The organism is Hymenobacter nivis (genome assembly GCF_006439025.1).
Lineage (GTDB): Bacteria > Bacteroidota > Bacteroidia > Cytophagales > Hymenobacteraceae > Hymenobacter > Hymenobacter nivis_A.
The window spans coordinates 960,785-985,467 of the sequence record NZ_RCYZ01000001.1; the positions used below are offsets into that span (position 1 = coordinate 960,785).

Consider the following 24,683-nt stretch of genomic DNA (forward strand, 5'->3'; position numbering starts at 1 on the left):
GGTACGGCGTACCTTCGCCCTGGGGCCGCCGGCGGGCCCTTTTCCGCCCGGCCTTTTGCGCATGTCCCTTCGCCCCGATACCAAGCTTACCCTGGGTTTTGCCGGGGCCCTGGTGGTGCTGCTGCTGAGTGGGGTGGCGGCCCAGCTCAGCATCCAGGGCTTGCAGCGGCAAACCGAGCAGGTGCAGCACACCTACCAGACGATCCAGGAAACCGACGCCGTGAACGCCGTGCTGCGCGACGCCCAGGCCGGCGTGCGCGGCTACCGCCTCACCGGCGACACGGCTTTTTTGCGCACCTACCACAAGGCCGTAACCCAGCTGCCGGGCCTGCAAGCGGGCGTGCGGCGGCTCTCGCAGGGCCACCCCACCCAGCAGGCGCGCCTCGATTCGCTGCGGGCCATGGTGGATTTGGAATTCCGGGTGCTGCGGCCCCTGGCCAACCCCGACGCCGCCCTCAGCCAGGCCGACCTGCTCACGGCCCTCAACACCGACCGCCTCACGATGCGGGCGGCGCGCGTCATTTTCCGGCGGGTGAAGGACGAGGAGCTGCGGCTGCTCAACCAGCGCAGCGCCACGCAGCTCGTGTTTGAGCGCACCGCCCCCCGGGTGGTGGGGGCCGCAGGCATCCTGGCCCTGGTGGTGGTGGGCTGGCTGCTGGTACGCATCACCCGCGAGCTGCGCGACAACCGCCGCCTGCAAGCCGAGCTGGCCGCCGTGAACGCCGACGTGGCCCGGCGCATCAGCGCCATCCGCGACCTGGCCGAGCAGGTGGTGCGCGGCGACTACACGGTGAAGATTACCGATGCGGCCGCCGACGGCCTCGGCAACCTGGCCACCCTGCTCAACCAGATGACCCAGAGCCTCGACCAGAGCTTCGAGGCCCTGGCCCTGCGCAACCGCGAACTCGACCAGTTTGCCTACGTGGCCTCGCACGACTTACGGGCCCCGCTGCGCGGCATTGCCACGCTGGTGAAGTGGCTGGACGAAGAGCACGCAGCCGAGTTTTCGCCCGAAGTGCGCACGTACTTCGACCAGGTGAAGGGCCGCCTGGGCCGCCTGGAAGGCCTCATCAGCGGCCTGCTGGCCTACGCCCGGGCCGGGCGCGTGGCCCGCGTGCCGGCCCCCACCAGCGTGGGGGCCCTGCTGCGCGAGGCCGCCGAGCTGGTGGTGCCGCCGGGCTTCGTGCTGGACTTGTCCCCTGACCTGCCCACCTTCTGCACCGACCGGCTGGGCTTGCAGCAGGTGTTCACCAACCTGCTCGACAACGCCGTGAAGCACCACCAGGGCCCCGGGGGCCGCATTGCCGTGCACTGCCGCGACGCGGGCGGCCACTACGAGTTTGCAGTGGCCGACGACGGGCCCGGCATCGCCCCGGCCCACCACCAGAAAATTTTCCAGCTCTTCCAAACCCTGCGCGAGCGCCACTCGGCCGCCGAAAGCACCGGCATCGGCCTCAGCATTGTGAAGAAGCTCGTGGAGGAACAGCCCGGCAGCGTGCGCGTGGAATCGGCGCGGGGGGAGGGCGCAACGTTTATTTTTACCTGGCCCAAGGAAGCCGGGGCGGCCCCCACCCGGCCCCCAGCGCCCGGGGCAACCGCTTACCTGGCCCCGGCGCTCGTGCCGTAGCCCGCGGGCCCGGCCGCGTTCATCAGGGCCCCACCGCTTCGCCTTTTCTTTCGCTTAAAATTCCTCCGCCATGCGCTCCGTACTGCTAATTGAAGACGACATTTTTGACACGATGACGGCCCAGAAATCCTTCGCCCGCTTCAACGTGCCCCACACCCTGCACACGGCCTTCAACGGCGAGGAAGCCCTCGACCTGCTGCTGGGCCGCCAGGGCCAAACCGCCCTGCGGCCCCTGCCCGAGGTCATCCTGCTCGACCTAAACATGCCCCGCATGAACGGCGCCGAGTTTTTGGCCGAGCTGCGCGCCGACCCCGAGCTGCGCGACATTCCGGTGTTCGTCACCACCACTTCGAGCATGGAGGCCGACCGCGCCGCTACCGGGGCCCTGGGCGTGCACGGCTACATCCTCAAGCCCCTCGACTTCGAAACCAGCCCCGACCTCATCGACAGCCTGAGTCTGCTGGAGCACCTGCTGAAGTAGGGCCCCCGCGTTTGCCCCGGGCCCGGGGAATTTCTGGCCGGGGGCCGCGGTTTGCCCCGCGGGGCCCCGGCCGCGGGCCGCTCGCATTTCTTTTGCTTCTTGCCGCATGAAACTTCCGGTTTTCTTCGCCTCTTTGCTCGTGCTGGGCGCCGCCGCCCGGGCCCAGGCCCAAGACGATGGCCCCCGCCAGCTGGGGGCCCCGCCCATCGCTGCCCCGGCCCCGCGCCGCCCGGCCCCCGCCGCCGCGCCCGCCCCAGCCGATACCGCGGCCCGCCAAATGGTGAGCCAGCCCGTGCCCGGGGCCCCCGCCCCGGCCAGCGTGCCCCCCGCCCCGGGCCCCATGGCGGGCCCCACGCCGGTGTACGCGCCCACGCCCGCCGGTCAGCTGCCGGGCGGCACCACGCGCCCCACCCGCTTCCAGGTAGGCCTGAAAAACGGCATGGTGTACAATGTGTACAACGTGGAGCAGCACAGCCCCATTTTTGGGCACAGCTACCTGCTGCTCGACGGCCAGCGCAAGGTTGACTTTGCCGACGTGGGCTTTTACGAGGACGAAAACGGCCACTTCGTGCGCACGTCGCTGCCCGGCTCCTCGCGCGAGACCACGTTTCGGCGCGACCGCACCGGCCGCATCAGCCTGTATTCTACCCTCAGCAGCTCCTACAGCCCCGGCTACGGCGGCTATGGCATGGGCGGCTACGGCCTCGGGGGCTACGGCATGGGCGGCTACGGCGGCTACCCCGGCGGGGGCTACGGCTCGCCCTACGGCGGCTACCGCACCACCAAAACCGAGTATTTCAGCAAAGACAACGGCCCCATCCAGAGCCTGAACTACCGCAACCTGGCCCTGGCCACCCGCGACAACGCCGGGGCCCAGGAGCTGCTGGCCCAGGGCCGCCACTACCAAACGGCCATCACGGCGGCCTACGTGGTGGGCGGCGGCCTGCTGCTGGCCGGCGTGCTGCAATCGCTGCGCGGCACCAACGGCCAGCAGACGATTTCGCCGCTGCTCTACGCCGGCATTCCCATCCTCATCGTGCCCATTGTGCTGCAAGGCAAGCAAGCCAATGCGCAGCGCCAGGCCATTTCCCTCTACAACGGCACGCCGGGCCAGCGGTAAGCGCGGCAGTAACTTGATTTTTGAAAAAAGGCCGCCCATGGGCGGCCTTTTTTTTGCGCCGGGGCCCACCGGTGGCAACCCGCGCCTGGCCCCGGCCCGTACCCCGGGCATGAAAGCCCCCGCCGCCCCACCCGAAACCGCCGAAGCTTTTGCCGAGCGCTGCGCCAAAGCGTTGCGCGTGCACGCCCAGCTCTGCGCCGAGTACGGGGCCCCATTTCGATTTTTCAGCACCAAAGACCCGCTGAGCGAGCTGATGAGCGCCCTGCTTTCGCACCGCACCAAAAACGCCGATTCGCACCGCGCCTACCAGGAATTGCGCGCCACGTTTGCGGATTGGGACGCCGTGCGCGACGCGCCGACAGAGGCCGTGCAGCACGCCATCCGGGCCTGCACCTGGCCCGAGCAGAAGGCCCCGCGCCTGCAAGCCGTGCTGCGCGAGGTGAGCCGCCGCTGCGACGGGGGCCCCTGCGGCGACCTGCGCTTCCTGGGCGATATGGAAATTCCAGAGGCGCGCAGCTGGCTGGAAACCCTGCCCGGCGTGGGGCCCAAAACCAGCGCCGCTACGCTCCTCTTCAGCGACTTGCGGCGGCCGGCCATGCCCGTCGATAGCCACCACCACCGCGTGGCCCAGCGCCTGGCCCTCATTGGCCCGAAGGTGGACGAGAAAGCCGCCCACGTGCTGCTGGCCAACCTGTTGCCGCCCGGCTGGGACGCCCAGCAGGTGTACGACCACCACGAGGCCCTCATGTTCCACGGCCAGAAGTGCTGCTACTACCAGGCGCCCGCTTGCACCCGCTGCGTGGTGCTGGCCGAGTGCCCCTTTGGCCAGGCCCGCCTGGGCCGGGCCGAATAGCGCAGGTTGAAGGGCATAATGGCCATCCTGCACCTCAAAGCCAAGCCCGGCAGCCGCACCAGCCAGCTGCTGGTAGGCCCCGACGGCGCCGTAACGGCCCGCCTGGCCGCCCCGGCCCACGACGGCCAGGCCAACGCCGCGCTGCAAGCACTGCTGGCCGCCACCTTCGGCCTGCCCAAGCGCGACGTGACGCTGCTAACCGGCCACACCGCCCCGTTCAAGAAAGTAGAGTTGGCGGGGCTGAGCGACGAAACCCTGGCCCAGGTGCTGGCCAGGCTGGGGGCCCCGGGGCAGGGTGCTTAGCCCGGCGAGCCAGTTGCGCGGCTTACGGTTGGGCTTAGCATTATTTTAAGGGGAAATCGGCTTTATTTTAGGCAAGAAGGGTAACCCACCCCCGGGACTGGGCCGTACTAAAGGACACCTTTCCACCCTTTCCATCCCCTATCATGGCTGAGCAAGTTGCCGTTACCCAAGACGTTAGTAAGCTTCTGGACAAGATCAAAGAAGTAAAGTACACTACCCTGACCACCCTCGACGCGCGCAACCGGCTGCACGGCCGGCCGATGTACACCTGCCAGTCGGACAACGACGAGGTCCTCTGGTTTTTCTCGGAGAAAGACGCCCAAAAAATCACCGAAATCCGGCACAACGCCCAGGTAGGCCTGGGATATTCCGACCCCGATAAGGCTACTTACGTCACCATTGCCGGCAAAGCCGAAATAGTGGACGACCAACACAAAATCAAGCAGTTGTGGCGCGAAGATTTCCGTGGCTTCTTCCCGAAAGGCGCCGAGGACCCCAACATCGCCCTGATCAAGGTGACGATTGAGAACGGCGAGTACTGGGATACGCCGGGCAATGTGCTCGTGCGGGCCTTTGCTTACGCCAAGGCCATCACGACCGGCGAGAAGCACCACGCCACGCCCGAAGAGCAGTCCAAAGTGGAGCCCAAGTAGGGCCCCAGCACATTGTTTTTGGGGCCCAGCGGCCCAACCGGCGCGGCTGCTCTTTCTAACGGAAGGGCAGCCGCGCCTTTTTGCTGAGGGCCGGCGTGGCTACTTGCCGCGCTTGCGGCGGTAGTATTTGCGGTACCAGGAGGCGGTTTTCTTGAATAAGCTGGCCGTGGTTTCGTGCGAAAACATATTGATGCGGAACACTTGCAGCCGGTCGTCTTCCAGGTGCAGGCCGCCGGTGTCGGTGGCCAAGCCGAAGGCGAAACCGGCGGCCTGCACGGCAGCTTTCAGATCGTCGTTGAGGTCGCCGTAGGGGTAGGCGAAGCTGACGATTTCGGTGCCCAGCGTGGTTTCCAGACTGTTTTTACTGCGCACGATTTCGGCTGTGGCGGCGGGCAGCGGCAGGGCGGGCAGGTGCGGGTGCGACATGGTGTGGGCCCCTATTTCCCAGCCGGCGGCTACGAAAGCGCGCTTCTGGGCCTCGTCCATGAGGTCGGCGCGGGGCTCGGTGGGGTCGGCGGCGAGGTCCCACTGGTTGTAGCGCACGTCAAAATCACCGAGCAAGTACAGCACACCGCGGTAGCCGTACTGCTGCATGAGGGGCAGCAGGTTGGTGTAGTTGTCGACGTAGCCGTCATCGAAGGTGAGCACCAGCGGCCGCCGCGGGAACTCGGCCAGGGGCCGCTCGCCGCAGGCAAATTGCAGGTAATCGGCGAACGTGATGGGGGTGAAGCGGCGGCTTTTGAAGAAGGCCAGGTGCTTGGCAAAGTTGTCTTTCGTGACGAACGTCTGGTGCTTGGTGGCCGGCGCTACGTCGGGGATTTTGTGGTACATGAGCACCGGCAGGAAGTCGGGCACGGCCTTTTGCATGCGCGCCGACTGGTACACGGCCAGCACTTCGGCGGCCACCCGAGCCAGGCTATAGTGCGCGCGCACCTGCGCCTGCAGGGCCCCCGGCACCGGCTGCGGCGCCGCCAGAAACGCCCGCGCATCGGCCAGCAGGGCCCCGAAATCGACGTCCGACGGCGCCACGCGGGCCGAGATGTCGCCGAAGTTGGAGGCTGCGGCATCGGCAAAGTTGGCTTCCGTGACGAGGCCAGCGTAGCTGGCTTCGCCCAGGGCCAGCACGGCGTGGCCGGCCCCCAGTGCCTCGATGGCCACCCGGCCCGCGCCGATGGTGAGCGTGGTGCGGGCTAGCCAGCCGGCCACGTCGTTGGTGAACCCCACGACCTCTACCCGCTCGCCGAACTGCGCTTGGAGCTGCGCCAGGGCCCCCTTGCCGGCGGCGGGCAGTTGCTCCAGCTCGCCACCGATAAGGGCCAGGCGCAGAGCAGGAAATTCGGCCAGCAGCGGTGGAAACACTTGCTGGAGCAGCGCCGCGGCCCGCTCGCCCTTGCCGCCGTTGAAGCGGCCGATGAAGGCGATGCGCGGGGGCCCCGGGGCCCCGGCTTCCGCTGCTTCGCCAAACCGCACGCCGTTGGGCAGGGCCACAATTTTGCGGGCCTCCATCTTCACTTCTTCGATCAGGTGCGTGCGCAGATTGGCGCAGATGGCGATGACCTTGTCCCCGTAAATATCGAAGAGCGACGTGGACGTGTGCAGGTGCTGGCGGCCGTGCACGGTGCTCACCAGCGGCACCCGGAGGCCGCGCAGGGCGGCGTAGCTCACCCAGCTGGCGGCCCGCGAGTGGGCGTGCACCACGTCGATGCCTTCGGTGCGCACCAGCTGGCGGATGAGGCGGGCGTTGCGCAGCCGCTGCCCGTAGCGGCGGTTGCTGATGGCGGCCTTCACCTGGGGGGCCCCGGTGGGCAGCTGGTCGGAATCGGACACCAGCCACACGGCGTGGCCCTGGGCCCGGTGGGCCTCGGCCAAGGCCACGGCGTAGGCCGCCGAGCCGGCAAAAAACTCAGCCGAGAGAACGTGGAGGATGCGCATCGGGCGCAAAGGTCGGGGGCCCCGGGGGAATCGGGAACCATCGTCAGCGGAAGCTTTTGCCTGACTAAAACGCTGCGTCAGATTCAGCCCCCTTGATTGCATTTAAAAGGCCGTCATGCAGCGCGCAGCGAAGCATCTCTACTGCTCTACTAATTATTTACTGCTGCGGTGGAGATGCTTCGCTGCGCGCTGCATGGCGGCCTTTTGAATGCAATCTATTTTTTGATGGCTGCTTACACCCGGCTGCGGCCCTGCACGTTGGCGAGGTATTTCTGGGCGCTGCCGGTGTTGAGGAGCAGGATTTGCTCGTGGTGCTGGAGCCAACCGGTGGCCAGGAGCTGGCGGGCGGCCATCCACACGGCGGCGCCTTCGGGGGCCACGAACAGGCCCTCCTGCTGGCCCAGCTCGCGCATGCCGGCCAGCATGCCTTCCTCGCTGATGGCCACCACCGTGCCCTGCGATTCGCGCAGCACTTGCAGCATCATTGCCTCGCCCAGGGGGTGGGGCACGGCCAGGCCGTTGGCCAGCGTGGGGCGGCCCTGGTAGTGGCTGCAATTGGGCTGGCGACCGGCGTAGGTTTCGAGCAGCGGACAGCAGTTTTCGGCCTGCACGGCCACCATGCGGGGCAGCTTGGCGTCGAGAGCCAGCCAGCCCAGGGCCTGCATTTCGCGGAAGGCTTTCCAGATGCCGATAAGGCCGGTGCCACCGCCGGCGGGGTACAGCAGCACGTCGGGCAGCTGCCAGCCCAGCTGCTCGGCAATTTCGTAGCCCATGGTTTTCTTGCCTTCGAGGCGGTAGGGCTCCTTTAGGGTCGAGACGTCGAGCAGGGCCCCGGCGGCGTTCAGCTGGCGCACCCGGGCCCCGCAGTCGCTGATGAGGCCGTCCACCAGCTCCACATCGGCCCCGTACCAGTAGCACTCTTCCTTGAAGGCGTCGGGCGTGTGGCGCGGCATCACCACGGTGGCGGGCAGGCCGGCGCGGGCGCAGTAGGCGGCCAGGGCCACCCCGGCGTTGCCGGCCGTGGGAATGATGCAGCCGGCCACGCCCAGCTCCAAGGCCTTCGACACGGCCATGCTCAGCCCCCGCGCCTTGAACGAGCCGGTGGGGTTCTGGCCTTCATCCTTGAGCAGCAGCGAGTTCAACCCGTGCAGGGCCCCCAGCCGCGGCAGCGGCAGGATGGGCGTGAAGCCCTCGCCCAGCGTCACCTTGTATTGGTCGTCGAGCAGCGGCAACAGGGCCCCGTAGCGCCACATGGAGGCATCGGCGGTGTTGATGCCGTCGGCGGGCGTCAGGGGCCCCGCGGTGTCGTAGTCGGCCACGAGCGGCACGGCGCAGCAGGCTGACACGCGTTGCAAGTCAAAGGCCGAGTAGGCGGTGCCGCAGGCCGAGCAGTGCAGGGCCCGCAAGCGGGAAACGGAGGGGGTGGCGACCAGCATAGTACCGGCAAAATTACCGGCGCCCCGGGGCCCTAGGTATGCCGAAACGAGATGGAATTTTGGAATAGCCTATGCCCGATCGGCATAGTAATGCTTGGTGAAGAGCAGGAAGTCCCGGTAGGGCTCGTTGTTTTCAGTACCCTTGCGCTGGATGAAATTGAAGTGCCGCCGCATGGGCAAGTCCTTGATTTTCACTTCTACCAGCTCGCCCGAGGCTAGCTCTTTCACCACCGCCTGGCGGGGCAAAAAGGCCAAGCTGCTATCCACGCGCACGAAGTTTTTGAGGGCCTCGGTGCCGCCCAGGCGCACGCGCACCGGCAAGGCTGCCAGCTTGAGGCCCCGGTGCGCCAGGGCCTGCTCCAGCACGGCGAGCGTGCCCGAGCCGTCTTCGCGCAGCGCCAGCGGAATGCTCAGCAAGTCGCGCGCTTCGAGTGTGCGGCTACCCAGCGGGTTGCCGGCCGCGCACACCGCCACCACGTCGTCGGCCAGCAGCGGCGTGTAGGTGACGTGGCTGACCTTGTGGATGCCCTCGACGATGCCCAGCTCGATTTCGTGGGCCAGCAGGGCCCTAAGGATGTTGTCGGAGTTGCGGTTTTTAAGGCTGAGCTGGCGGTTGGGGTGGCGCTGCAAGTAGGCCGACACCACCGGCGGCAGCACGTAGAGCGAGATGGTGGTGCTGGCCCCGATGACCAGGTGCAGCGCCGGCGCAAAGTCGGGGCTGAGGGCGCTCATTTCCTGGTGCAGCTCGTGCTGCAGCTGCTTGGCCTGCAGCAGCTTCTGGTAGAGGCGCTGCCCGGCCGGCGTGAGCAAAATGCTGCTACCCAGCCGCTCAAATAGCCCCGTTTTGTAGTGCTCCTCCAGGGCCTTCACCTGCTTGCTGACGGCCGACTGGCTGACGAACAGCGCCTGCCCGGCCTTGGTGAAACTGAGCTGCTTGGCAACTTCGAGGAAGACTTCGTGGGCTTGGGAAAGCATGGCCGAAGGTACTTGAAGGGCGGACTTTGTAGTCCGCGGCTCTCGCTTCGTCCTGCCGATTACCGTTGGGCGACCGGGCAGCGCCGCGGACTACAAAGTCCACGCTACAGGCAATGGCTTTTTAATCCTTTCCCTGCTTAAACCCCGCAGTATAGGAGATTTTAAGTATTACTTTTCGGCCGGATTTCTACCCCTTCCTTTCCATGCTGGCCCGCTTCCGTTTTCTGCCGCTGCTTTTGCTGTTGGCTACCTTCTCGTGCTCCAAAAAAACCGCCCAGGAGCAGGCCGCCGCCCAGGCCCAAACCGACGGCGACGAGGTGGACCCGCACTCGAACATCGTGTTCACCTTCGACGAGCCGGTGGTGGGCGAGGCCCAGCAAAACCGCTGGGACACCACGCAGTACGTGAAATTCACGCCCGCCGTGCGGGGCAAGTTCAAGTGGACCGGCGACCGGGAGCTGACGTTTTCGCCGCTGGAGGCGTTCCGGCCCAGCACCGTGTTTGCCGCCGACCTGCGGCCCGGGGCCCTGCCCAGCGGCAAGCAAAAGCTGGCCCTCAACCGCAGCCGCTTCCACACGCCGTACCTGCGCATGGGCGACCCCCAGGTGTTCTTTGGCCGCTCGGCCAAGGCCACGGGCACGGCCGAGCTGCGCGCCAACCTGCTGTTCAACTACCCCGTGCGGCCCGCCGACGTGCGCAGCCGTCTCAAGGTGAGCCAGGACGGCAAGCCGCTGGCCGTGAACCTCATCAGCGCCGAGCCCGACCAAACCTTGGGCCTGAGCTTTGCGCAGGACGTGCGCCCGGGGGCCCCCATCACCATTGAGATTGCACCCGGCCTGCGCCCCGCCACCGGCACCAAGGCCACCACCGCGCCGCTCGTGGCCCAGGCCCAGGTGCCCGACCAAAGTACGCTGGAAGTGCGCGAGCTGACCGGGGCCCTGCTCGACGGCCAGCCCGTGGTGACGATGAACCTGAGCCAGCCCGTGGCGGCGGCCGACGTGCAAAAGAACCTGACCGTGACGCCCGCCGTGGCGTTCGCGGTGGAAACGCAGGAGAGCGGCTTCACGCTGCGCGGCGGCTTCGAGGTGGGCAAAACCTACCAGGTTGCGCTGGCCGCCGGCACCCGCGGCCTGCTGGGCGGCACCCTGCGCGACGCCTTTCAGCAGGCCGTGTCGTTCGGCGACGAGGACCCGAGCATCACGTTTGCCAGCGGCGACAAGGCCTTGTACCTGAGCGCGCTGGGCACCCGCAACCTGGGTTTGCGCATCAACCAGGTGGCTAAGGTGAAGGTGACCATCGCCAAGGTGTACGCCAACAACATCCAGCAGCTGCTGCGCCAAGAGCAGCAGTACGGCTACCCCGAGTACGAGGAGGGCCAGCGCGAATCGAGCACCGACGAGGACGGCAACTACATCGACCGCAGCTACCGCTACTTCGACCTCGAAACCCTGGGCAGCGTGCTGTCCGAGCGCACGGTTTCGGTAGACGGGCTGCCCAAGGAGGCGGGGCTGCGCCTGCTCACGCTCAACCTGAAAGAACTGGAATTCCAGGGCCCCATGAAGGGGCTGTACGTGGTGAAAGTGGAGGACACCGAGCACCAGTACCTGCAAGTGAGCAAGCTGGTGGCCGTGACCGACGTGGGCCTAATTGTGCGGCAGGGCGCCACCGGCGGCACGGTGGTATTTGCCAACTCCATCCGCACGGCGCAGCCCATCGGCGGCGTAGCGGTGAGCTTGGTGAGCTCGAATAACCAGGTGATTGGCTCGGCCACCACCGACCAGGCCGGCGTGGCGCGGTTCGACTCGGCGGCCTCCATGAAGCGCTTCACGCTGGGCATGGTGACGGCGGCCAAGGACGCCGACTTCTCTTTTCTGGACCTGACGCGGAGCAAGGTGGAAACCTCGCGCTTTGAGGTGGGTGGCTTGCAGAGCAACGCGGCCCGCTACCAGGCCTTTCTGTACGGCGACCGCGACCTGTACCGCCCCGGCGACACCGTGCGCACCAACACCGTGGTGCGCACCGAGGACTGGAAAAGCCCGCCCGCCAGCCTGCCCATGAAAATCCGGCTGCTACTGCCTACCGGCAAGGAATACAGCAGCTTGCAGCAGAAGCTGAACGGCGCGGGCGCATTCGAGAGCCGGTTCATTTTGCCGCCGTCCGTGATGACCGGGCTGTACACGCTGGAAGTGCTGACCGGCAACGACGTGCTGCTCACTTCCAAGCAAATCAGCGTGGAGGAATTCATCCCCGACCGGCTGAAGGTGACCGTGACGGCCGCGCCCGCCGTGCTGCGCCCCGGCCAAACCGTGACGGCCAGCCTCGCGGCCGTGAACCTGTTTGGGCCCCCGGCCACCGACCGCAAGTACGAGGTCGAGTTCTCGCTCAAGCAGAAGGCGTTCAATCCCAAGGGCTACGCCGATTACAGCTTCGCCATCAACAACGGCCTGCGCCGCAAAACCACCAGCAGCGACGACGAATCGGCCGAAACCGCGCTGGGCACGCGCTTCGAGAAAACGCTGCGCGAAGGCCGCACCGACGCCGCCGGCCGCGGCACCGCCGCCTACCAAGTGCCGCAGTTTGCCGACATGGGCACGCTGGAGGGCGCGGCCTTCGCCACGGTGTTCGACGAAACGGGGCGTCCGGTGAACCGCCTGGCCACCTTCGAGGTGCATACCCAGGCCACCATGTTTGGCCTCCAAAACCTGCCCGACTTGGTGAACACCCGCCAGGCGGTGCCGTTGCGGGTGCTGGCCCTCACGCCGGCCGGGGCCCCCACTAGGGCCCCCGCGCAAGTGCGCGTGGTGCGCCTGCTCTGGGAAACCGTGCTCGAGCGCCAGGGCGGCCGCTTCGTGTACAACTCGCAGCAGCGCGAGCAAACCGTGCTCAGCCAAACCCTGACGGTGGGCCCTGGCACGGCCCTGAATTTCACCCCGATTTACTCGGGCGAGTACGAGGTGCGCGTGAGCCGGCCGGGGGCCCTGCCCTACGTGATGCAGCGGTTTTACGCCTACGGCTACGGCGACACGCAGGCCAACTCGTTCGAAGTCAACAACGAAGGCGAGGTGACCATTGAGCCCGACAAGGCCAAGTACGCCCCCGGCGAAACGGCCAACCTGCTGCTGAAAACGCCCTTCGCCGGCCGCATCCTCGTAACGGTGGAGCGCGACCACGTGCTCGACCACTTCTACGTGAACACCGACCAGAAATCGGCCCGCGTGAAGATTCCCATCAAGGCCGACCACGTGCCCAACGTGTACGTGACGGCCACCGCCATCCGCGCCATCACCGACCACAGCCTGCCCCTCACGGTGGCGCGCGGCTTCGTGCCCCTGACAGTGGAGCGGCCCGACGCCCGCCTGGCCGTGGCCATTGCCGCGCCCGCCGCCAGCCGCTCCCAAACCTTCCAAACCATCGAAGTGAGCACCGCGCCCGGGGCCCAACTCACGCTGGCCGTGGTGGACGAGGGCATTTTGCAGCGCAAGGGCTACCTCACGCCCGACCCCTACGGCTACTTCTACCAGAAGCGCGCCCTCGAAGTATCGGCCTACGACGTGTACCCCTTCCTGCTGCCCGAGCTGGGCACCAGCAGCACCGGGGGCGACGCCGCCGACCTGCGCCGCCGCACCACGCCCGTGCCCAGCCGCCGCGTGAAGCTGGTGGCCAACTGGAGCGGCCTGCTCACCGCCGACGGCAGCGGCAAGGTGCGCTACCGGGTGCGCGTGCCGCAGTTCTCGGGGGCCCTGCGCATCATGGCCGTGGCCTACAAAGACGATGCGTTCGGCGCCGCCGAGCACACGCTGAAGGTGGCCGACCCAGTGGTCATCAGCACCGCGCTGCCCCGCTTCCTCAGCCCCGGCGACACGATTGACGTGCCGGTGACGCTGACGAACACGACGAGCAAAGTGGCCCCGGGCACCGCCAGCGTCACCGTTTCAGGGCCCCTGCGCATCGTGGGCACGGCGGCGCAAAACGTTAGCTTGCCGGCCAACGCCGAGCAGCGGGTGGTGTTCAAAGTGCTGGCGTCGCCGGCCATCGGCGAGGGCCACATTGCCACGCTGGTAACCGCGCTGGGCGAAAAATTCACCGAGAACATTGACATCCCCGTGCGCCCCGCGGCACCGCTTGAGCAGCGCACCGGCAGCGGCGTGGCGGCCGGCGGCACCACAGGGGGCCTCAACCTGACGACCGATTTCTTGCCCGCCTCGCTGCAGAGCCAGGTAGTTATTAGCCGCTCACCGCTGACGGAGTTCAGCAAAGACCTGCGCTACCTGCTGCAGTACCCCTACGGCTGCCTGGAGCAAACCGTGTCGGCCGCGTTCCCGCAGCTGTACTACGGCGATTTGGCGGCCACGCTGCAGCAGAAGACCGGAGCCGCCGCCAAAGCCCAGCGCTACAACCCCAACGCCAACGTGCAGGCCGCCATCCGCAAAATTGAGTCGATGCAGCTCTACAATGGCAGCCTGAGCTACTGGCCGGGCGGCGACTACGACAACTGGTGGGCCACGGCCTACGCCGCCCACTTCCTGCTCGAAGCCCAGCAAGCCAACTTCGCGGTCAATAAATCAACCCTCGACAAGGTACTCAGCTACTTGCAGTTCCGCCTCAAAAAGCGCGAAACCGAGGAGTACCGCTACTTCGACGCCAGCAACATCGCCCGCCAGAAGGTCATCGCCAAAAAGGAAATTGCCTACTCGCTGTACGTACTGGCGCTGGCCGGCCGGCAAGACGCCGTGGCCCTGAACTACTACCGCGCCAACCGCGCCACGCTGGCCGAAGACTCGAAGTTCCTGCTCGCCTGCACCCAGGGCGTGCTTGGCAACCAGCGCCAGTTCCGCGAGCTGCTGCCCACCAAGTTTGGGGGCGAAACCGCCGCCGGCCGGGCCCTCGACGGCTCGTTCTACTCGCCCATCCGCGACGAGGGCCTGGTGCTGAACGCCCTGCTCGCCACCGATCCCCACAACCCGCAGGTGACCGCGCTGGCCCGCCAGCTCAGCCGCCAGGTGAAGCAGGCCCCTTGGCTGAGCACCCAGGAAAGCGCCTTTGCCCTGCTGGCCTTGGGCAAAATTGCCCGCCAAAACGCCCGCAGCACCGCCACTGGGGCCCTGGCCGCCGACGGCAAGCCCCTGGGCACCTTCACGGGCCCCGACCTCACGGTGCGCAACGTGGCCAACCGGGCCCTCACGCTGCGCACCGCCGGCCAGGGCAACCTGTACTATTTCTGGGAGATGGCGGGCATCAGCCCCACCGTCCCGGTGCGCGAGGAGGACGCCTATTTGAAGGTGCGCCGCCAGTTCCTGAACCGCACCGGCCAGCCGCTGGGGGCCCCCACCTTCGCCCAGAACGATTTGGTGGTGGTAAAAATCACCATCCAAGCCGCCGACGCGGCCGGCGACGTGAAGAACGTAGCCATCACCGACCTGCTGCCCGCCGGCCTCGAAATTGAGAACCCGCGCATCGGCGCCGTGCGCGAATTGGACTGGGCCAAGGACGCCGCCACGCCGGACTACCTCGACGTGCGCGACGACCGCCTGAACATCTTCACCACCGCCAGCGCCCAGCCCAAGACGTTCTACTACCTGGCCCGCGCCGTCAGCAAGGGCACCTTCAAGCTGGGCCCCATCAGCGCCGACGCCATGTACAACGCTGAATACCATTCCTACAACGGCGCCGGCACCGTGCGCGTGAAGTAGCGCGCTGTAGCGTGAACTCTGCGAGTCCGCGGCTCTGCCCGGTCGCTGCCCAATAGTCGGCAGGACGAAGCGAGAGCCGCGGACTACAAAGTCCGCGCTACAGCCCGGGCAGCGACCGTTCAACCGCACGGACTTGCAGAGCTTACGCTACCCCTAACTTGCGCCGCATGGCCGATTTCCTCCTTTACCAAGCCTACGGCAACCCCGATATTCTGAACGAAGCCTTGTTCAGCATCCTGTCGTATTTGCGGCAGCCAGTGGGGGCCCAAGTGGTGGTGTACACCGATAACCCGGCGCACTTCCAGCGCATTTTGGGCGACGAAAAGGCCGTGGAATACGTGCCCATCGCGCCCACCCAGTGGCAGGCGTGGCGCGGGGAAATCGACTTCGTGCACCGCGTCAAAATCGAGGTGTTGCAGCACGCCGCCGCGCGCTACGCCGGCAACCTGCTGTACGTCGATACCGACACCGTTTTTCTGCAGCCGCTGGCGGAGGTGTTTGGGGCCCTGGGGCGGGGCGAGCGGTTCATGCACGTGGGCGAGGGGCGGCTGCGCGACGGCAACTCACTGAACCGCAAAATCAACCACGCCTTGCAGCAGGACGCCGGCCGTACGGCCCTCGCCGGGGGCCCCATCAGCCCCGACACGCAGATGTACAACGCCGGGGCCCTGGGCCTGCGCAGCACCGACGCTCCGCTGCTGGCCCAGGTGCTCACCCTCACCGAGCAGCTCCACCGCCTCTACCCCAAGCACGTGATGGAGCAGCTGGCCTTCAGCGTGGTGCTGGCGCGGGCGGGCGTGGTGCACGCGGCCGCGCCGTGGGTGTACCACTACTGGGACCTCAAGGAAATCCGACCCGCGCTGGCGGAGCTGTTTGCGCCCGCGGGGCCCCGGCCGCTGGCCGCCTGGCAGGCCCGCGCCGGGGCCATCCACGTGCCCGCGCTGGCCGAGGGCAAGGCCCGCTTCCGCCAGAACCCCGGCTGGCGGCGCGCCGTGCTCCGCTGGCTCGGGCGCGACTGGCGCATGCCGGCCGTTGACTTCCCGAAGCCATGAAAACCGGGTTCCTGCGTAGCTGCGCCGCCTGGGGCCCCGGGCTGCGCCGCGCCGGATGGGCCCTGCTGGGGCTACTGGTGGCCGCCGTGTTGCTCGACCGGCTGTTTCCGCTGCCGCCCGCGCCGCAGTACTCGCCCCTGGTGACAGCGGCCGACGGCACGGTGCTCCACGCCTTTCTGAACCCGACGCAGAAGTGGCGCATGAAAACCGAACTGCACGAGATTACGCCGGCCCTCCAGCGGGCCATTATCTACAAAGAAGACCGCTACTTCCGCTACCATTTTGGGGTGAACCCGGGGGCCGTGGTGCTGGCGGCGGGGCGCAACCTGTTTGGGCGCGGGCGCACCACGGGGGCCAGCACCATCACCATGCAAGTGGCCCGGCTGCTGGAGCCCAAGGCCCGCACGTTCGGCAACAAAACGCTCGAAATGCTGCGCGCCGTGCAGCTGGAGGCCCACTACAGCAAGGCCGAAATCCTGCAGCTCTACCTGAACCTAGTGCCCTACGGCAGCAACATCGAGGGCGTGAAGTCGGCCGCGCTGCTCTACTTCCAGCAGCCGCCCGACTACCTCTCGCTGGCCCAAACCGTGGCCCTGGCCGTCATCCCCAACCAGCCGCGCGTGCTGGTGCTGGGCCGCAACAACGCCCAGATTTTGGCCAAGCGCAACCACTGGCTCCACCAGATGCAGCGCGACCGCCTCTTCCCTGCCCAGGACCTGGCCGACGCCCTGGCCGAGCCGCTCGACGCCCAGCGCCACGGGGCCCCCACGCTGGCCCCGCACCTGGCGCGGCGGCTGGTGGCGCAGTTTCCGGGGCAGCCCATCATCGCCTCCACCCTACGTCGGGGCCCCCAGGCCAAGGCCGAGGATCTGACGCTCAACTACGTGCGGCGCCTGCGGGCGCTCGGCATCACGCAGGCCGCCGTGCTGGTGGTGAACAACCGCACCCGCGCCGTGGAGGCCTACGTGGGCTCGTCGGACTTCCGCGACGCGGCCAGCGCCGGGCAGGTGGACGGCGTGCGGGCCGTGCGCTCGCCGGGCAGCACGCTCAAGCCGCTGCTCTACGGCCTGGCTTTCGACCGCGGCCTGGCCACACCCAAGGTGCAGCTGCCCGACGTGCCCACTGATTTCAATGGCTTTCGGCCCGAAAACTTCGACAAAAACTGCCAGGGCGAAGTGACCGTGGAGCGGGCCCTGGTGTACTCGCTCAACATCCCGGCGGTGCGCCTGCTGGCCGATTTGGGCGTGCCCGCCTTCACCGACAAGCTGCGCCAGGCGGGCTTCCGCACCGTGGCCCGCGCCGCGCCGCGCCTGGGCCTGAGCACCGTGCTCGGCGGCTGCGGCGCCACGCTGGAGGAGCTGACCGGGCTTTATGCAGCATTGGCCGATGGCGGGCAGTACGCACCGCTGCGGCTGACCGCTGGGGGCCCCCGCACCGGGGGGGAGATACCCGAGGCTACCAAAAAGGGCACGGGGCCGAGCGAGACGCCGCTTCTCTCCCCCGCCGCCGCCTTTCTCGTCACCGACATCCTGGCCCAGCGCACGCGGCCCGACCTGCCGCTGGGCTACGAAAACAGCCTGCGCTTGCCCAAAATTGCCTGGAAAACCGGCACCAGCTACGGTCGCCGCGACGCCTGGAGCCTGGGCTACAACCGCGACTACACCATCGGGGTGTGGGTGGGCAACTTCAGCGGCCAGGGCAGCCCGGCCCTCACCGGGGCCGACGTGGCCACACCGCTGCTCTTCGACCTGTTCAACGCCCTAGCCTACAACTCGCCCAACCACTGGGTCGCGCCCCCGTCCACCCTCGATTTCCGACTGGTTTGCGCCGAAAGCGGCCTGGTGCCGGGCGAGCACTGCGCCCACCAAATCCTCGATTACTACCTGCCCGGCCAGTCATCGGCGCGGCGCTGCGAGCACGTGAAAGAAGTGTTCGTCTCGGCCGACGGGGCCCTGAGCTACTGCCGCGCCTGCGTGCCGCCCGGTGGCTACCGCCGGCAGCTCTTCGCTAACCCGCTGCCCGAGGTGCTGGCGTACCGGGCGGCGCAGGGGCTGCCGGCGCCGCGCCTGCCCCCGCACAACCCCGCCTGCCGCTTGGTGCGCGGCGCTGACGACGGCACGGCGGCCCCGCTGGCCATCACCTCGCCCCTGCCCCACGCCGAGTACCTGCTCAACCGCGGCGAGCAGCAGCAACTGCTGCTCAGCTGCGCGGCGGGGCCCGAAGTGCGCCAGGTGTTTTGGTACGTGAACGACCGGTTCCTGCGGGCCGCCGGGGCCGCCGAGCGCGTGTTCTTCCGCCCGTCCCCGGGGCCCGTTAAGGTGTCGTGCGCCGACGACCACGGCCGCAACGTGGACGTGCAGCTGCTCGTGGCCGAGCAGTAGCGGCGGTTGGCCGGGGCCCCGGCGCCGTTGGTCGGCCGGTGCAAAACCGCGCTCAGCGGGGCTCCGTACTTTCGGCTGCTTGGCACGGTGCTTGTAAAATGCTCCGCCGGGGCCCAAAGCTCCTCGTTCTTTCCACCGCCTAATTCATTCTTTCCAACATCTTATTTCTTTCCCGTCATGAAAAATACTAGCTGGTTATTCTTGATTCCGGTCCTGCTGTTCAGCGTTTTTTTTAGCTCGCAGGCCCAAGCCCAGCGCAACTGGAGCCCGCAGGGCAAAGGCGCAGCCATCGGCGGGGCCGCCGGCATCTTGGGCGGGGCCCTCATCAACAAGCGCAACCGCGTGGTGGGCGGCGCCATCGGCGGCGTGGCCGGCGCCGGCGTGGGCTACGCCATCGGCAAGCACACCGACAACAAGCGCAAGAAAGCCGCCGCCCTGGCCAATGAGCGCGCCGCTGCCAACGAGCGCATCGCCGCTGCCAACGCCCGCGCCGCCGCTGCGGAGCGTGCCGCCGCCGAGCGCCGCGACGTAGCCGCCGCCCCGGGCAGCCTGGGCCGCGTGGCCGGGGCTACTGCCGTGGCCGCCGGCGCCACGGCCCTGGTGGCCAGCGCCACCCCGGCCAGCGTCACGCCCGCCTCGGGCTACTTGCCCAACCCTGATTACGGCAACGCGCAGACCGCCTACCCAGGCTCGCCCGTGCGCCGCAAAAGCTGGTAATCAGCTGCCTTCCTTTACAAAACCCGGGCCTTATCAGCCCGGGTTTTGCTTGTCCTTACCTTCGCATACCCTCTTTCACTCCCCGTTCTCTTTATTCTTTAAATTATGAAAAATTACCTGTTAGCGCTGGGTTCTGCCATCTTACTAGTTTCATGCGGCGGCAATAACGCCCCCGCTGCCAATGGGGCCCCGGCCGCTACCACTACCGCCAACACCAGCGGCAACGTGAGTGTGTCGGACCTCAACCAGCAATTCCTCAGCGCCTGGAACAGCAAGGACGCCGCCAAAGCTGCTTCGTTCCTGGCCGACGACGCACAGTTCCTGCAGGGCGCAACGCGCTTCAGCGGCAAGAACGAGATTACCAATAAGTGGATTACGCCCACCATCGGCACGGTGGCCAACCTGAAAACTAGCACCGCCAGCAGCGGCACCGACGCCAACCTGGCCTACGAAGCCGGCACGTTCTCGGTCGACGTACTGGCCACCGCCACCGAGCCCCAGGCCGGCACCGGCGAAGGCAATTTCCTGCTGCTCTGGAAAAAAGGTAGCGACGGCAACTGGAAACTCAGCTACGCCCAGCTCGAAGACTTGCCCGTACAGGCCAAAAAGTAATAAGCTTTTCGTAAACTCAAAAAGCCCCGGCAATCTTGGATTGCCGGGGCTTTTTGCGTCCGGGGCCCTACGCGGTTTCCAGGTATTCTTCGCCGTTCAGCACCGGGGCCATGTCCTTGGCTTCTTCCTCGCTGAACAGCCGGGAGCGGATGAGGAAGCGCACGCCGAGCGGTATCTCTAGTGAGAAGCTGGCACCGCGGCCCTTGGTCACGTCGATGGTGAGCTGCGTGTGCTGCCAGTACTCAAATTGGCTCGTGCTCATGAAAAAGTCGCAGCCGTGGATTTGGCCCAGCCACACGTCGTTGCCGCCAATGCGGAACTCGCCCTTGGCGAAGCACATGGGCGAGGAACCGTCGCAGCACCCGCCGCTCTGGTGGAACATCAGGGGCCCGTGCTCGTCGCGCAGCAGGTCGATGGTGGCTTCGGCGGCTTGGGTGGCGAGGACGCGGGGCGTGGACATAGTTAGGACGGGGGAATGTTTGAATTACTTGGGCACGCCGGGCAGGCGGTGCCATTGGCGCGCCGCGGGCCGGGGAGCCCGGCGGCCGTAGGTATACGTAGTGCCGGTGCGGTCGTCGCGCACGGTTACCGAATTTTGGGGCCCCAAGGTGCTGGTGTGGCTGGGCCATTCGTAGGCCAATTGCCGGGCGGCGTCCCAGTGGTAGCTGCGGTTTCCATTGCTCAAAACACTTCGTTGGCTAGCGTTGGGCATCCGGTCGGTGGTGACAGGCAGATTGCCGGGGGCGTGGCGGTAGGCGTCGGGCACGGTAGTTTCCAGGGCCCAATCCGGGTTGCGGGCGCCGGGTATGGGCAGCACCTGGGCCTGCGCCTGGCTGGCAAAGCCTGCCGTTCCGAGGAATAATAGGGCCCCTGGTAGCCACGTGTTGCTGTGCCGCATCGCCGTTGGAATGAGTGGTTGAACGCTAACGAATATACGCAGGGCCCTGGCAAGCAGCTGGTTCCCTTTCCAACAAAAAATGGCCCGGCAGCCAAACCGCCACCGGACCATTTCTTCGTTCACGCGTCGTCTAAAAGAAGCCCAGCTTTTGCTGGCTGTAGCTGATGAGCATGTTCTTGGTCTGGCGGTAGTGGCCGAGCATCATCTTGTGGTTTTCGCGGCCGAAGCCCGACGCTTTGTAGCCGCCGAAGGGTGCCCCGGCGGGGTAGTCGTGGTAGCAGTTCACCCACACGCGGCCGGCCTGGATGGCGCGGGGCATCTGGTACAGCTCGTGCGCGTCGCGGCTCCAGAGGCCGGCGCCGAGGCCGTAGAGCGTGTCGTTGGCAATTTCCAGGGCCTCTTCGTTGTCCTTGAACGTCGTTACGGACAGCACTGGGCCGAAGATTTCCTCCTGGAAAATTCGCATTTTGTTGTGGCCCCGGAAGATGGTGGGCTGGATGTAGTAGCCCTCGGCCAGGGCCCCGTCGGCCTGCTCGTAGGCCTCGCCGCCCACCAGCACCTCGGCCCCTTCGGCCTTGCCGATTTCGAGGTAGCTCAGGATTTTCTCGAACTGGTCGTTGCTGGCCTGGGCCCCCATCATGGTGTCGGTGTCCATCGGGTTGCCGAGCTTAATGGCCTTCACGCGCGCAATCACGCGGGCAATGAACTCGTCGTAAATGTCTTCGTGCACCAGCAGCCGCGAGGGGCACGTGCAGATTTCACCCTGGTTCAGGGCAAACATCACGGCGCCTTCAATGCACTTGTCGAGGAAATCGTCGTCGTGGTCCATCACGCTCTTGCAGAATATGTTGGGCGACTTGCCGCCCAACTCCATCGTGACGGGGATGATATTTTCGGCGGCGTACTGCAGAATGAGGCGGCCGGTGGTCGTCTCGCCCGTGAACGATACTTTTTGCACGCGCTTGTTACTGGCCAGCGGCTTGCCGGCTTCCAGGCCGAAACCGTTCACCACGTTGATCACGCCAGCGGGCACCACGTCCTGCAGCAACTCCATGAGGATCATGATGCTGGCGGGAGTTTGCTCGGCGGGCTTCATCACCACGCAGCAGCCGGCCGCGATGGCGGGCGCCAGCTTCCAGGTGGCCATCAGCAGCGGGAAGTTCCAGGGAATGATCTGGCCGATGACGCCCAGCGGCTCCTGAATTACCAGCGACAACGTGTTCTCGTTCAGCTCCGTAGCCGAACCTTCTTCGGCCCGAATGACGCCCGCAAAGTAGCGAAAGTGGTCGATGCATAGGGGCAGGTCGGCCGCCATGGTTTCGCGGATGGCCTTACCGTTTTCCACCGTTTCCACGGCGGCCAGGTACGGCAGGTTGGCTTCCATGATGTCGGCAATCTTCAGCAGCACACCGCTGCGCGTGGCCGCCGAGGCCTTGCTCCAGGTTTTGAAGGCTTCGTGGGCCGCGTCGAGCGCCAACTCGATGTCTTCCTTGGTGCTGCGGGCCACTTTGCAGAAGGCCTTGCCGTCGATGGGCGACGGGTTTTCGAAATACTGGCCCTTCACCGGGGCCACCCATTTGCCGCCGATGAAGTTATCGTAGTGGGATTTGAACTGGGGACGGGCCACCACGGTGGTGGATTTTTCGAGCACTTCGGCCATAACAGAAGGGATGAGATTGGTGGAGGTTGACGAATAACCAAAGGTCGTTGCACCAGTAGAACAACCGTTTGCGTTATCGTCGCAGAAAGTGCTGGAATTGTCGCAACTTGCGCTCGCCGGGCGGCGCTCCGTGGTCTTCGTCATTCGTTTAGCCTATGAATCCTCGCGTCCATTTGCCCACTGCCGTGGCCCCGCTGCCGCCCCACCAGCTGCAAAGCCTAGTTGAAAACCGCACCGTTTTCGCCCTGGATTCCTACGAGCTGAACATCTTCGAAACCCACCAAAAGGCCCACCGCGTGCCCCTGCGCCTCGATGGCCTGGCCCTGACGACCATGCTGCGCGGCAAAAAGGTGATGCACCTGCCCGGCCGCCCGGCGTTCGATTACTTCCCGGGCGAATCGGTGGTGGTGGGCGAAGACGAGCGGATGGAGATTGACTTTCCCGATGCCTGCGCCTGCCAGCCCACGCAGTGCCTAGCCGTGGCCATTGCCCCCGACACCATCCGCCACACCGTGGAGCTGCTCAACGAGCGTTACCCGCGCGCCGAGGCCCACACGCCTTGGGCCCTGGCGGGCCCCGAGCACGCCCACCTCACCAACACGCCCGAGCTGACCGGCACGCTGGAGCGCCTCGTGGCCGTGTCGCGCACCACCGACGCGGCTAAGGACGTGCTGGCCAGCTTCACCCTGCAGGAGCTGCTGGTGCGCCTGATGCAAACCCAGGCCCGCGAGCTCATTTTCCACGACTACGCGCGGCACCTCACCACCCACCGCTTCGCCGCCGTGGTTGACTACATCAAGCGGCACCTAACCGAAAACCTGTCGGTCGAAAAGCTCAGCGCGCTGGCCTGCATGAGCAAGGCCACATTTTTCCGGGTGTTTAAGCGCGAATTCGGCCTTACGCCCGTCGAGTACATCATCCGCGAGCGGCTGGCTGAGGCCAAGCGCTTGCTCCGCCAGCCCCTGGCCAACGTGGCCGACGTGTGCCTGCGCGCCGGCTTCAACAATCTCTCCCACTTCCAAGCCCTATTCAAAAAGTACGAGGGGCTGACGCCGGGGGCATACAAGAAGCTTACCGTTTAAAAAGAAAAATGGGGCCCTGGGGGCCCCATTTTTCTTTTTAATTGCCCACCTTGCCCTGGGCCAGCATTTTCACGCGGCACATAAAGGAGCCAGCCGTGATGTAGAGCGTGTGGCCGTCGTCGCCCCAGGCGCAGTTGGCGGCCGTCACGCCGGGGTCGAGGGTGCCGAGGTGCTGGCCCTGGGGCGAGAGGACGAGGATGCCGCCGAAGCCGCTGGCGTACACGTTGCCGGCGGCGTCGGTCTTCAAGCCGTCGGGCACTTCTTTAGGGCGGCGGCCGGCTACTTTGCTCATGTCGAAAAACGGGCGGCTTTTGCCCAGGCGGCCGTTGCTTTTCACCTCGTAGGCCAGGATGACGGGGCGCAGCGAGTCGGCGTTGGACACGTAGAGCGTGCGGCCGTCGGGGCTAAAAGCGAGGCCGTTGGGGCGGGTCAGCTCGGTGGTTTCGCGGGTCACGGTGCCGTCGGGGGCGCGGCGGTAGAGGGCCCCCACGGGCGCTTCGCGGCGCGGGTCCTTCTCCTGCTCGGGCAAGCCGAAGGGCGGATCGGTGAAGTACACAGCGCCGCTGCCGCTGGCCACCACGTCGTTGGGGCTGTTATAGCGCTGGCCCTGGTAGTTATCGGTGAGGGTGCGCTTGCCGCTTTTTTCGGCCAGCGGCAGCACCGCCAGGCGGCGGTCGCCGTGCTCGCAGATGAGCAGGTTGCCGCGGCCGTCAAGGGCCATGCCGTTGCTGCCGGGCTCCTTGCTGTAGGGCATCCGGCCGGTGTAGCCGCTATACTCCAAGAACTTGGTGCGCTTGTTGTCCGCCGTCCAGCGGTAAACAGTGCGGGTGGGCGTGTCGGAAAAGAGCAGCATGCTGCTGTCGGCCACCCACACGGGGCCCTCGATGTGACCGAAGCCCGAGGCAATGATTTCCAACTGGGCCCCGGGAGCTACCAGCTGGTCGAGCCCGGGGCCCTGCCGCACGATGCGGCCCGTAGTGAGAAACCGCGCCGGGGCCTGGGCCGCAGCCGGGGCGGCCGCCAGGGCCCCGAGGGCTCCCAGCAAGGAGAGAAGAGTTGAACGCACGGCCAAGAGGATAAAAGCAGGAAGAAGTATAGCCTTACCCAGCCCCGCCGCCGAAGGTTGCGCCCGCGCGCCGGCACCAACCCTGGCCGAAAGCTGGCCGTACGCCTCCTGGGGCCCCGATGCCTAGCTGGCCGTTAAACCCTCT

At 66.6% G+C, this 24,683-nt stretch carries 19 protein-coding genes; 12 read left to right on the top strand and 7 right to left on the bottom strand.

Annotated elements, in window-relative coordinates; translation table 11 throughout:
• Window positions 1-61: 61 nt before the first annotated feature.
• The 6 genes from EAH73_RS03825 to EAH73_RS03850 all read left to right on the top strand — a co-directional run bounded on the left by EAH73_RS03825 (window position 62) and on the right by EAH73_RS03850 (window position 5,037).
• Window positions 62-1,627 carry a sensor histidine kinase gene (locus tag EAH73_RS03825; RefSeq protein ID WP_140465146.1) on the top strand — a complete coding sequence of 522 codons (1,566 nt, stop codon included), beginning with the start codon at window positions 62-64 and terminating at the stop codon, window positions 1,625-1,627.
• 70 nt (window positions 1,628-1,697) lie between these two features.
• Window positions 1,698-2,108 carry a response regulator gene (locus EAH73_RS03830; protein WP_140465147.1) on the top strand — a complete coding sequence of 137 codons (411 nt, stop codon included), beginning with the start codon at window positions 1,698-1,700 and terminating at the stop codon, window positions 2,106-2,108.
• Window positions 2,109-2,214: 106 nt separating this feature from the next.
• The gene (locus EAH73_RS23345) at window positions 2,215-3,228 is read left to right on the top strand and encodes a hypothetical protein (protein WP_193560175.1); all 1,014 of its coding nucleotides are present in this window, start codon (window positions 2,215-2,217) and stop codon (window positions 3,226-3,228) included.
• Between the two features lie 37 nt (window positions 3,229-3,265).
• Window positions 3,266-4,081 carry an endonuclease III domain-containing protein gene (locus EAH73_RS03840; RefSeq protein ID WP_240047127.1) on the top strand — a complete coding sequence of 272 codons (816 nt, stop codon included), beginning with the start codon at window positions 3,266-3,268 and terminating at the stop codon, window positions 4,079-4,081.
• Window positions 4,082-4,099: 18 nt separating this feature from the next.
• On the top strand, window positions 4,100-4,384 hold the full coding sequence (locus EAH73_RS03845) for a DUF167 domain-containing protein (RefSeq protein ID WP_140465148.1): 285 nt from the start codon (window positions 4,100-4,102) through the stop codon (window positions 4,382-4,384).
• 143 nt (window positions 4,385-4,527) lie between these two features.
• On the top strand, window positions 4,528-5,037 hold the full coding sequence (locus EAH73_RS03850) for a pyridoxamine 5'-phosphate oxidase family protein (RefSeq protein WP_140465149.1): 510 nt from the start codon (window positions 4,528-4,530) through the stop codon (window positions 5,035-5,037).
• Window positions 5,038-5,136: 99 nt separating this feature from the next.
• On the opposite strand, the gene EAH73_RS03855 is transcribed toward EAH73_RS03850, so the two are convergent.
• The 3 genes from EAH73_RS03855 to EAH73_RS03865 form a co-directional block, all read right to left on the bottom strand.
• Window positions 5,137-6,969, bottom strand: coding sequence for a polysaccharide deacetylase family protein (locus EAH73_RS03855; RefSeq protein ID WP_161599444.1), 1,833 nt, complete (start codon window positions 6,967-6,969; stop codon window positions 5,137-5,139).
• Between the two features lie 233 nt (window positions 6,970-7,202).
• A complete protein-coding gene (locus EAH73_RS03860) occupies window positions 7,203-8,405 on the bottom strand; it encodes a threonine synthase (RefSeq protein WP_140465151.1) in 1,203 nt (400 codons plus the stop codon).
• Window positions 8,406-8,474: 69 nt separating this feature from the next.
• Window positions 8,475-9,380 carry a LysR family transcriptional regulator gene (locus EAH73_RS03865; RefSeq protein WP_140465152.1) on the bottom strand — a complete coding sequence of 302 codons (906 nt, stop codon included), beginning with the start codon at window positions 9,378-9,380 and terminating at the stop codon, window positions 8,475-8,477.
• Window positions 9,381-9,583: 203 nt separating this feature from the next.
• Between EAH73_RS03865 and EAH73_RS03870 the strand changes: the two genes are divergently transcribed.
• The 5 genes from EAH73_RS03870 (at window position 9,584) to EAH73_RS03890 (ending at window position 19,832) form a co-directional block, all read left to right on the top strand.
• Complete coding sequence (locus tag EAH73_RS03870) at window positions 9,584-15,070, top strand: alpha-2-macroglobulin family protein (protein ID WP_140465153.1); 5,487 nt, start codon at window positions 9,584-9,586, stop codon at window positions 15,068-15,070.
• 167 nt (window positions 15,071-15,237) lie between these two features.
• Complete coding sequence (locus EAH73_RS03875) at window positions 15,238-16,122, top strand: hypothetical protein (RefSeq protein WP_140465154.1); 885 nt, start codon at window positions 15,238-15,240, stop codon at window positions 16,120-16,122.
• On the top strand, window positions 16,119-18,503 hold the full coding sequence (pbpC, locus tag EAH73_RS03880; protein WP_140465155.1) for a penicillin-binding protein 1C: 2,385 nt from the start codon (window positions 16,119-16,121) through the stop codon (window positions 18,501-18,503). The genes EAH73_RS03875 and pbpC overlap by 4 nt, the downstream gene beginning before the upstream one ends.
• A gap of 177 nt (window positions 18,504-18,680) precedes the next feature.
• Window positions 18,681-19,220 carry a glycine zipper domain-containing protein gene (locus tag EAH73_RS03885; protein WP_140465156.1) on the top strand — a complete coding sequence of 180 codons (540 nt, stop codon included), beginning with the start codon at window positions 18,681-18,683 and terminating at the stop codon, window positions 19,218-19,220.
• 105 nt (window positions 19,221-19,325) lie between these two features.
• The gene (locus tag EAH73_RS03890) at window positions 19,326-19,832 is read left to right on the top strand and encodes a YybH family protein (RefSeq protein WP_140465157.1); all 507 of its coding nucleotides are present in this window, start codon (window positions 19,326-19,328) and stop codon (window positions 19,830-19,832) included.
• Between the two features lie 67 nt (window positions 19,833-19,899).
• Here the strand turns inward: EAH73_RS03890 and EAH73_RS03895 are convergent, their stop codons facing one another.
• The 3 genes from EAH73_RS03895 to EAH73_RS03905 all read right to left on the bottom strand — a co-directional run bounded on the left by EAH73_RS03895 (window position 19,900) and on the right by EAH73_RS03905 (window position 22,390).
• Entirely contained in the window at window positions 19,900-20,292 is a 393-nt protein-coding gene (locus EAH73_RS03895; RefSeq protein WP_140465158.1) for a DUF779 domain-containing protein, read from the bottom strand.
• A 24-nt stretch (window positions 20,293-20,316) separates the two neighbouring features.
• The gene (locus EAH73_RS03900) at window positions 20,317-20,730 is read right to left on the bottom strand and encodes a hypothetical protein (RefSeq protein WP_140465159.1); all 414 of its coding nucleotides are present in this window, start codon (window positions 20,728-20,730) and stop codon (window positions 20,317-20,319) included.
• Between the two features lie 130 nt (window positions 20,731-20,860).
• Window positions 20,861-22,390: an aldehyde dehydrogenase family protein gene (locus EAH73_RS03905; protein WP_140465160.1), complete on the bottom strand. Its 1,530-nt coding sequence runs from the start codon at window positions 22,388-22,390 to the stop codon at window positions 20,861-20,863.
• Between the two features lie 155 nt (window positions 22,391-22,545).
• Here EAH73_RS03905 and EAH73_RS03910 point away from each other — a divergent pair, with 155 nt between their 5' ends.
• A complete protein-coding gene (locus EAH73_RS03910; RefSeq protein ID WP_140465161.1) occupies window positions 22,546-23,472 on the top strand; it encodes a helix-turn-helix transcriptional regulator in 927 nt (308 codons plus the stop codon).
• A gap of 37 nt (window positions 23,473-23,509) precedes the next feature.
• Here EAH73_RS03910 and EAH73_RS03915 read toward each other — a convergent pair whose 3' ends face one another.
• Window positions 23,510-24,538 (bottom strand): SMP-30/gluconolactonase/LRE family protein, encoded by a 1,029-nt coding sequence (locus EAH73_RS03915; protein ID WP_240047128.1) that lies wholly within the window; start codon window positions 24,536-24,538, stop codon window positions 23,510-23,512.
• Window positions 24,539-24,683: the final 145 nt, after the last annotated feature.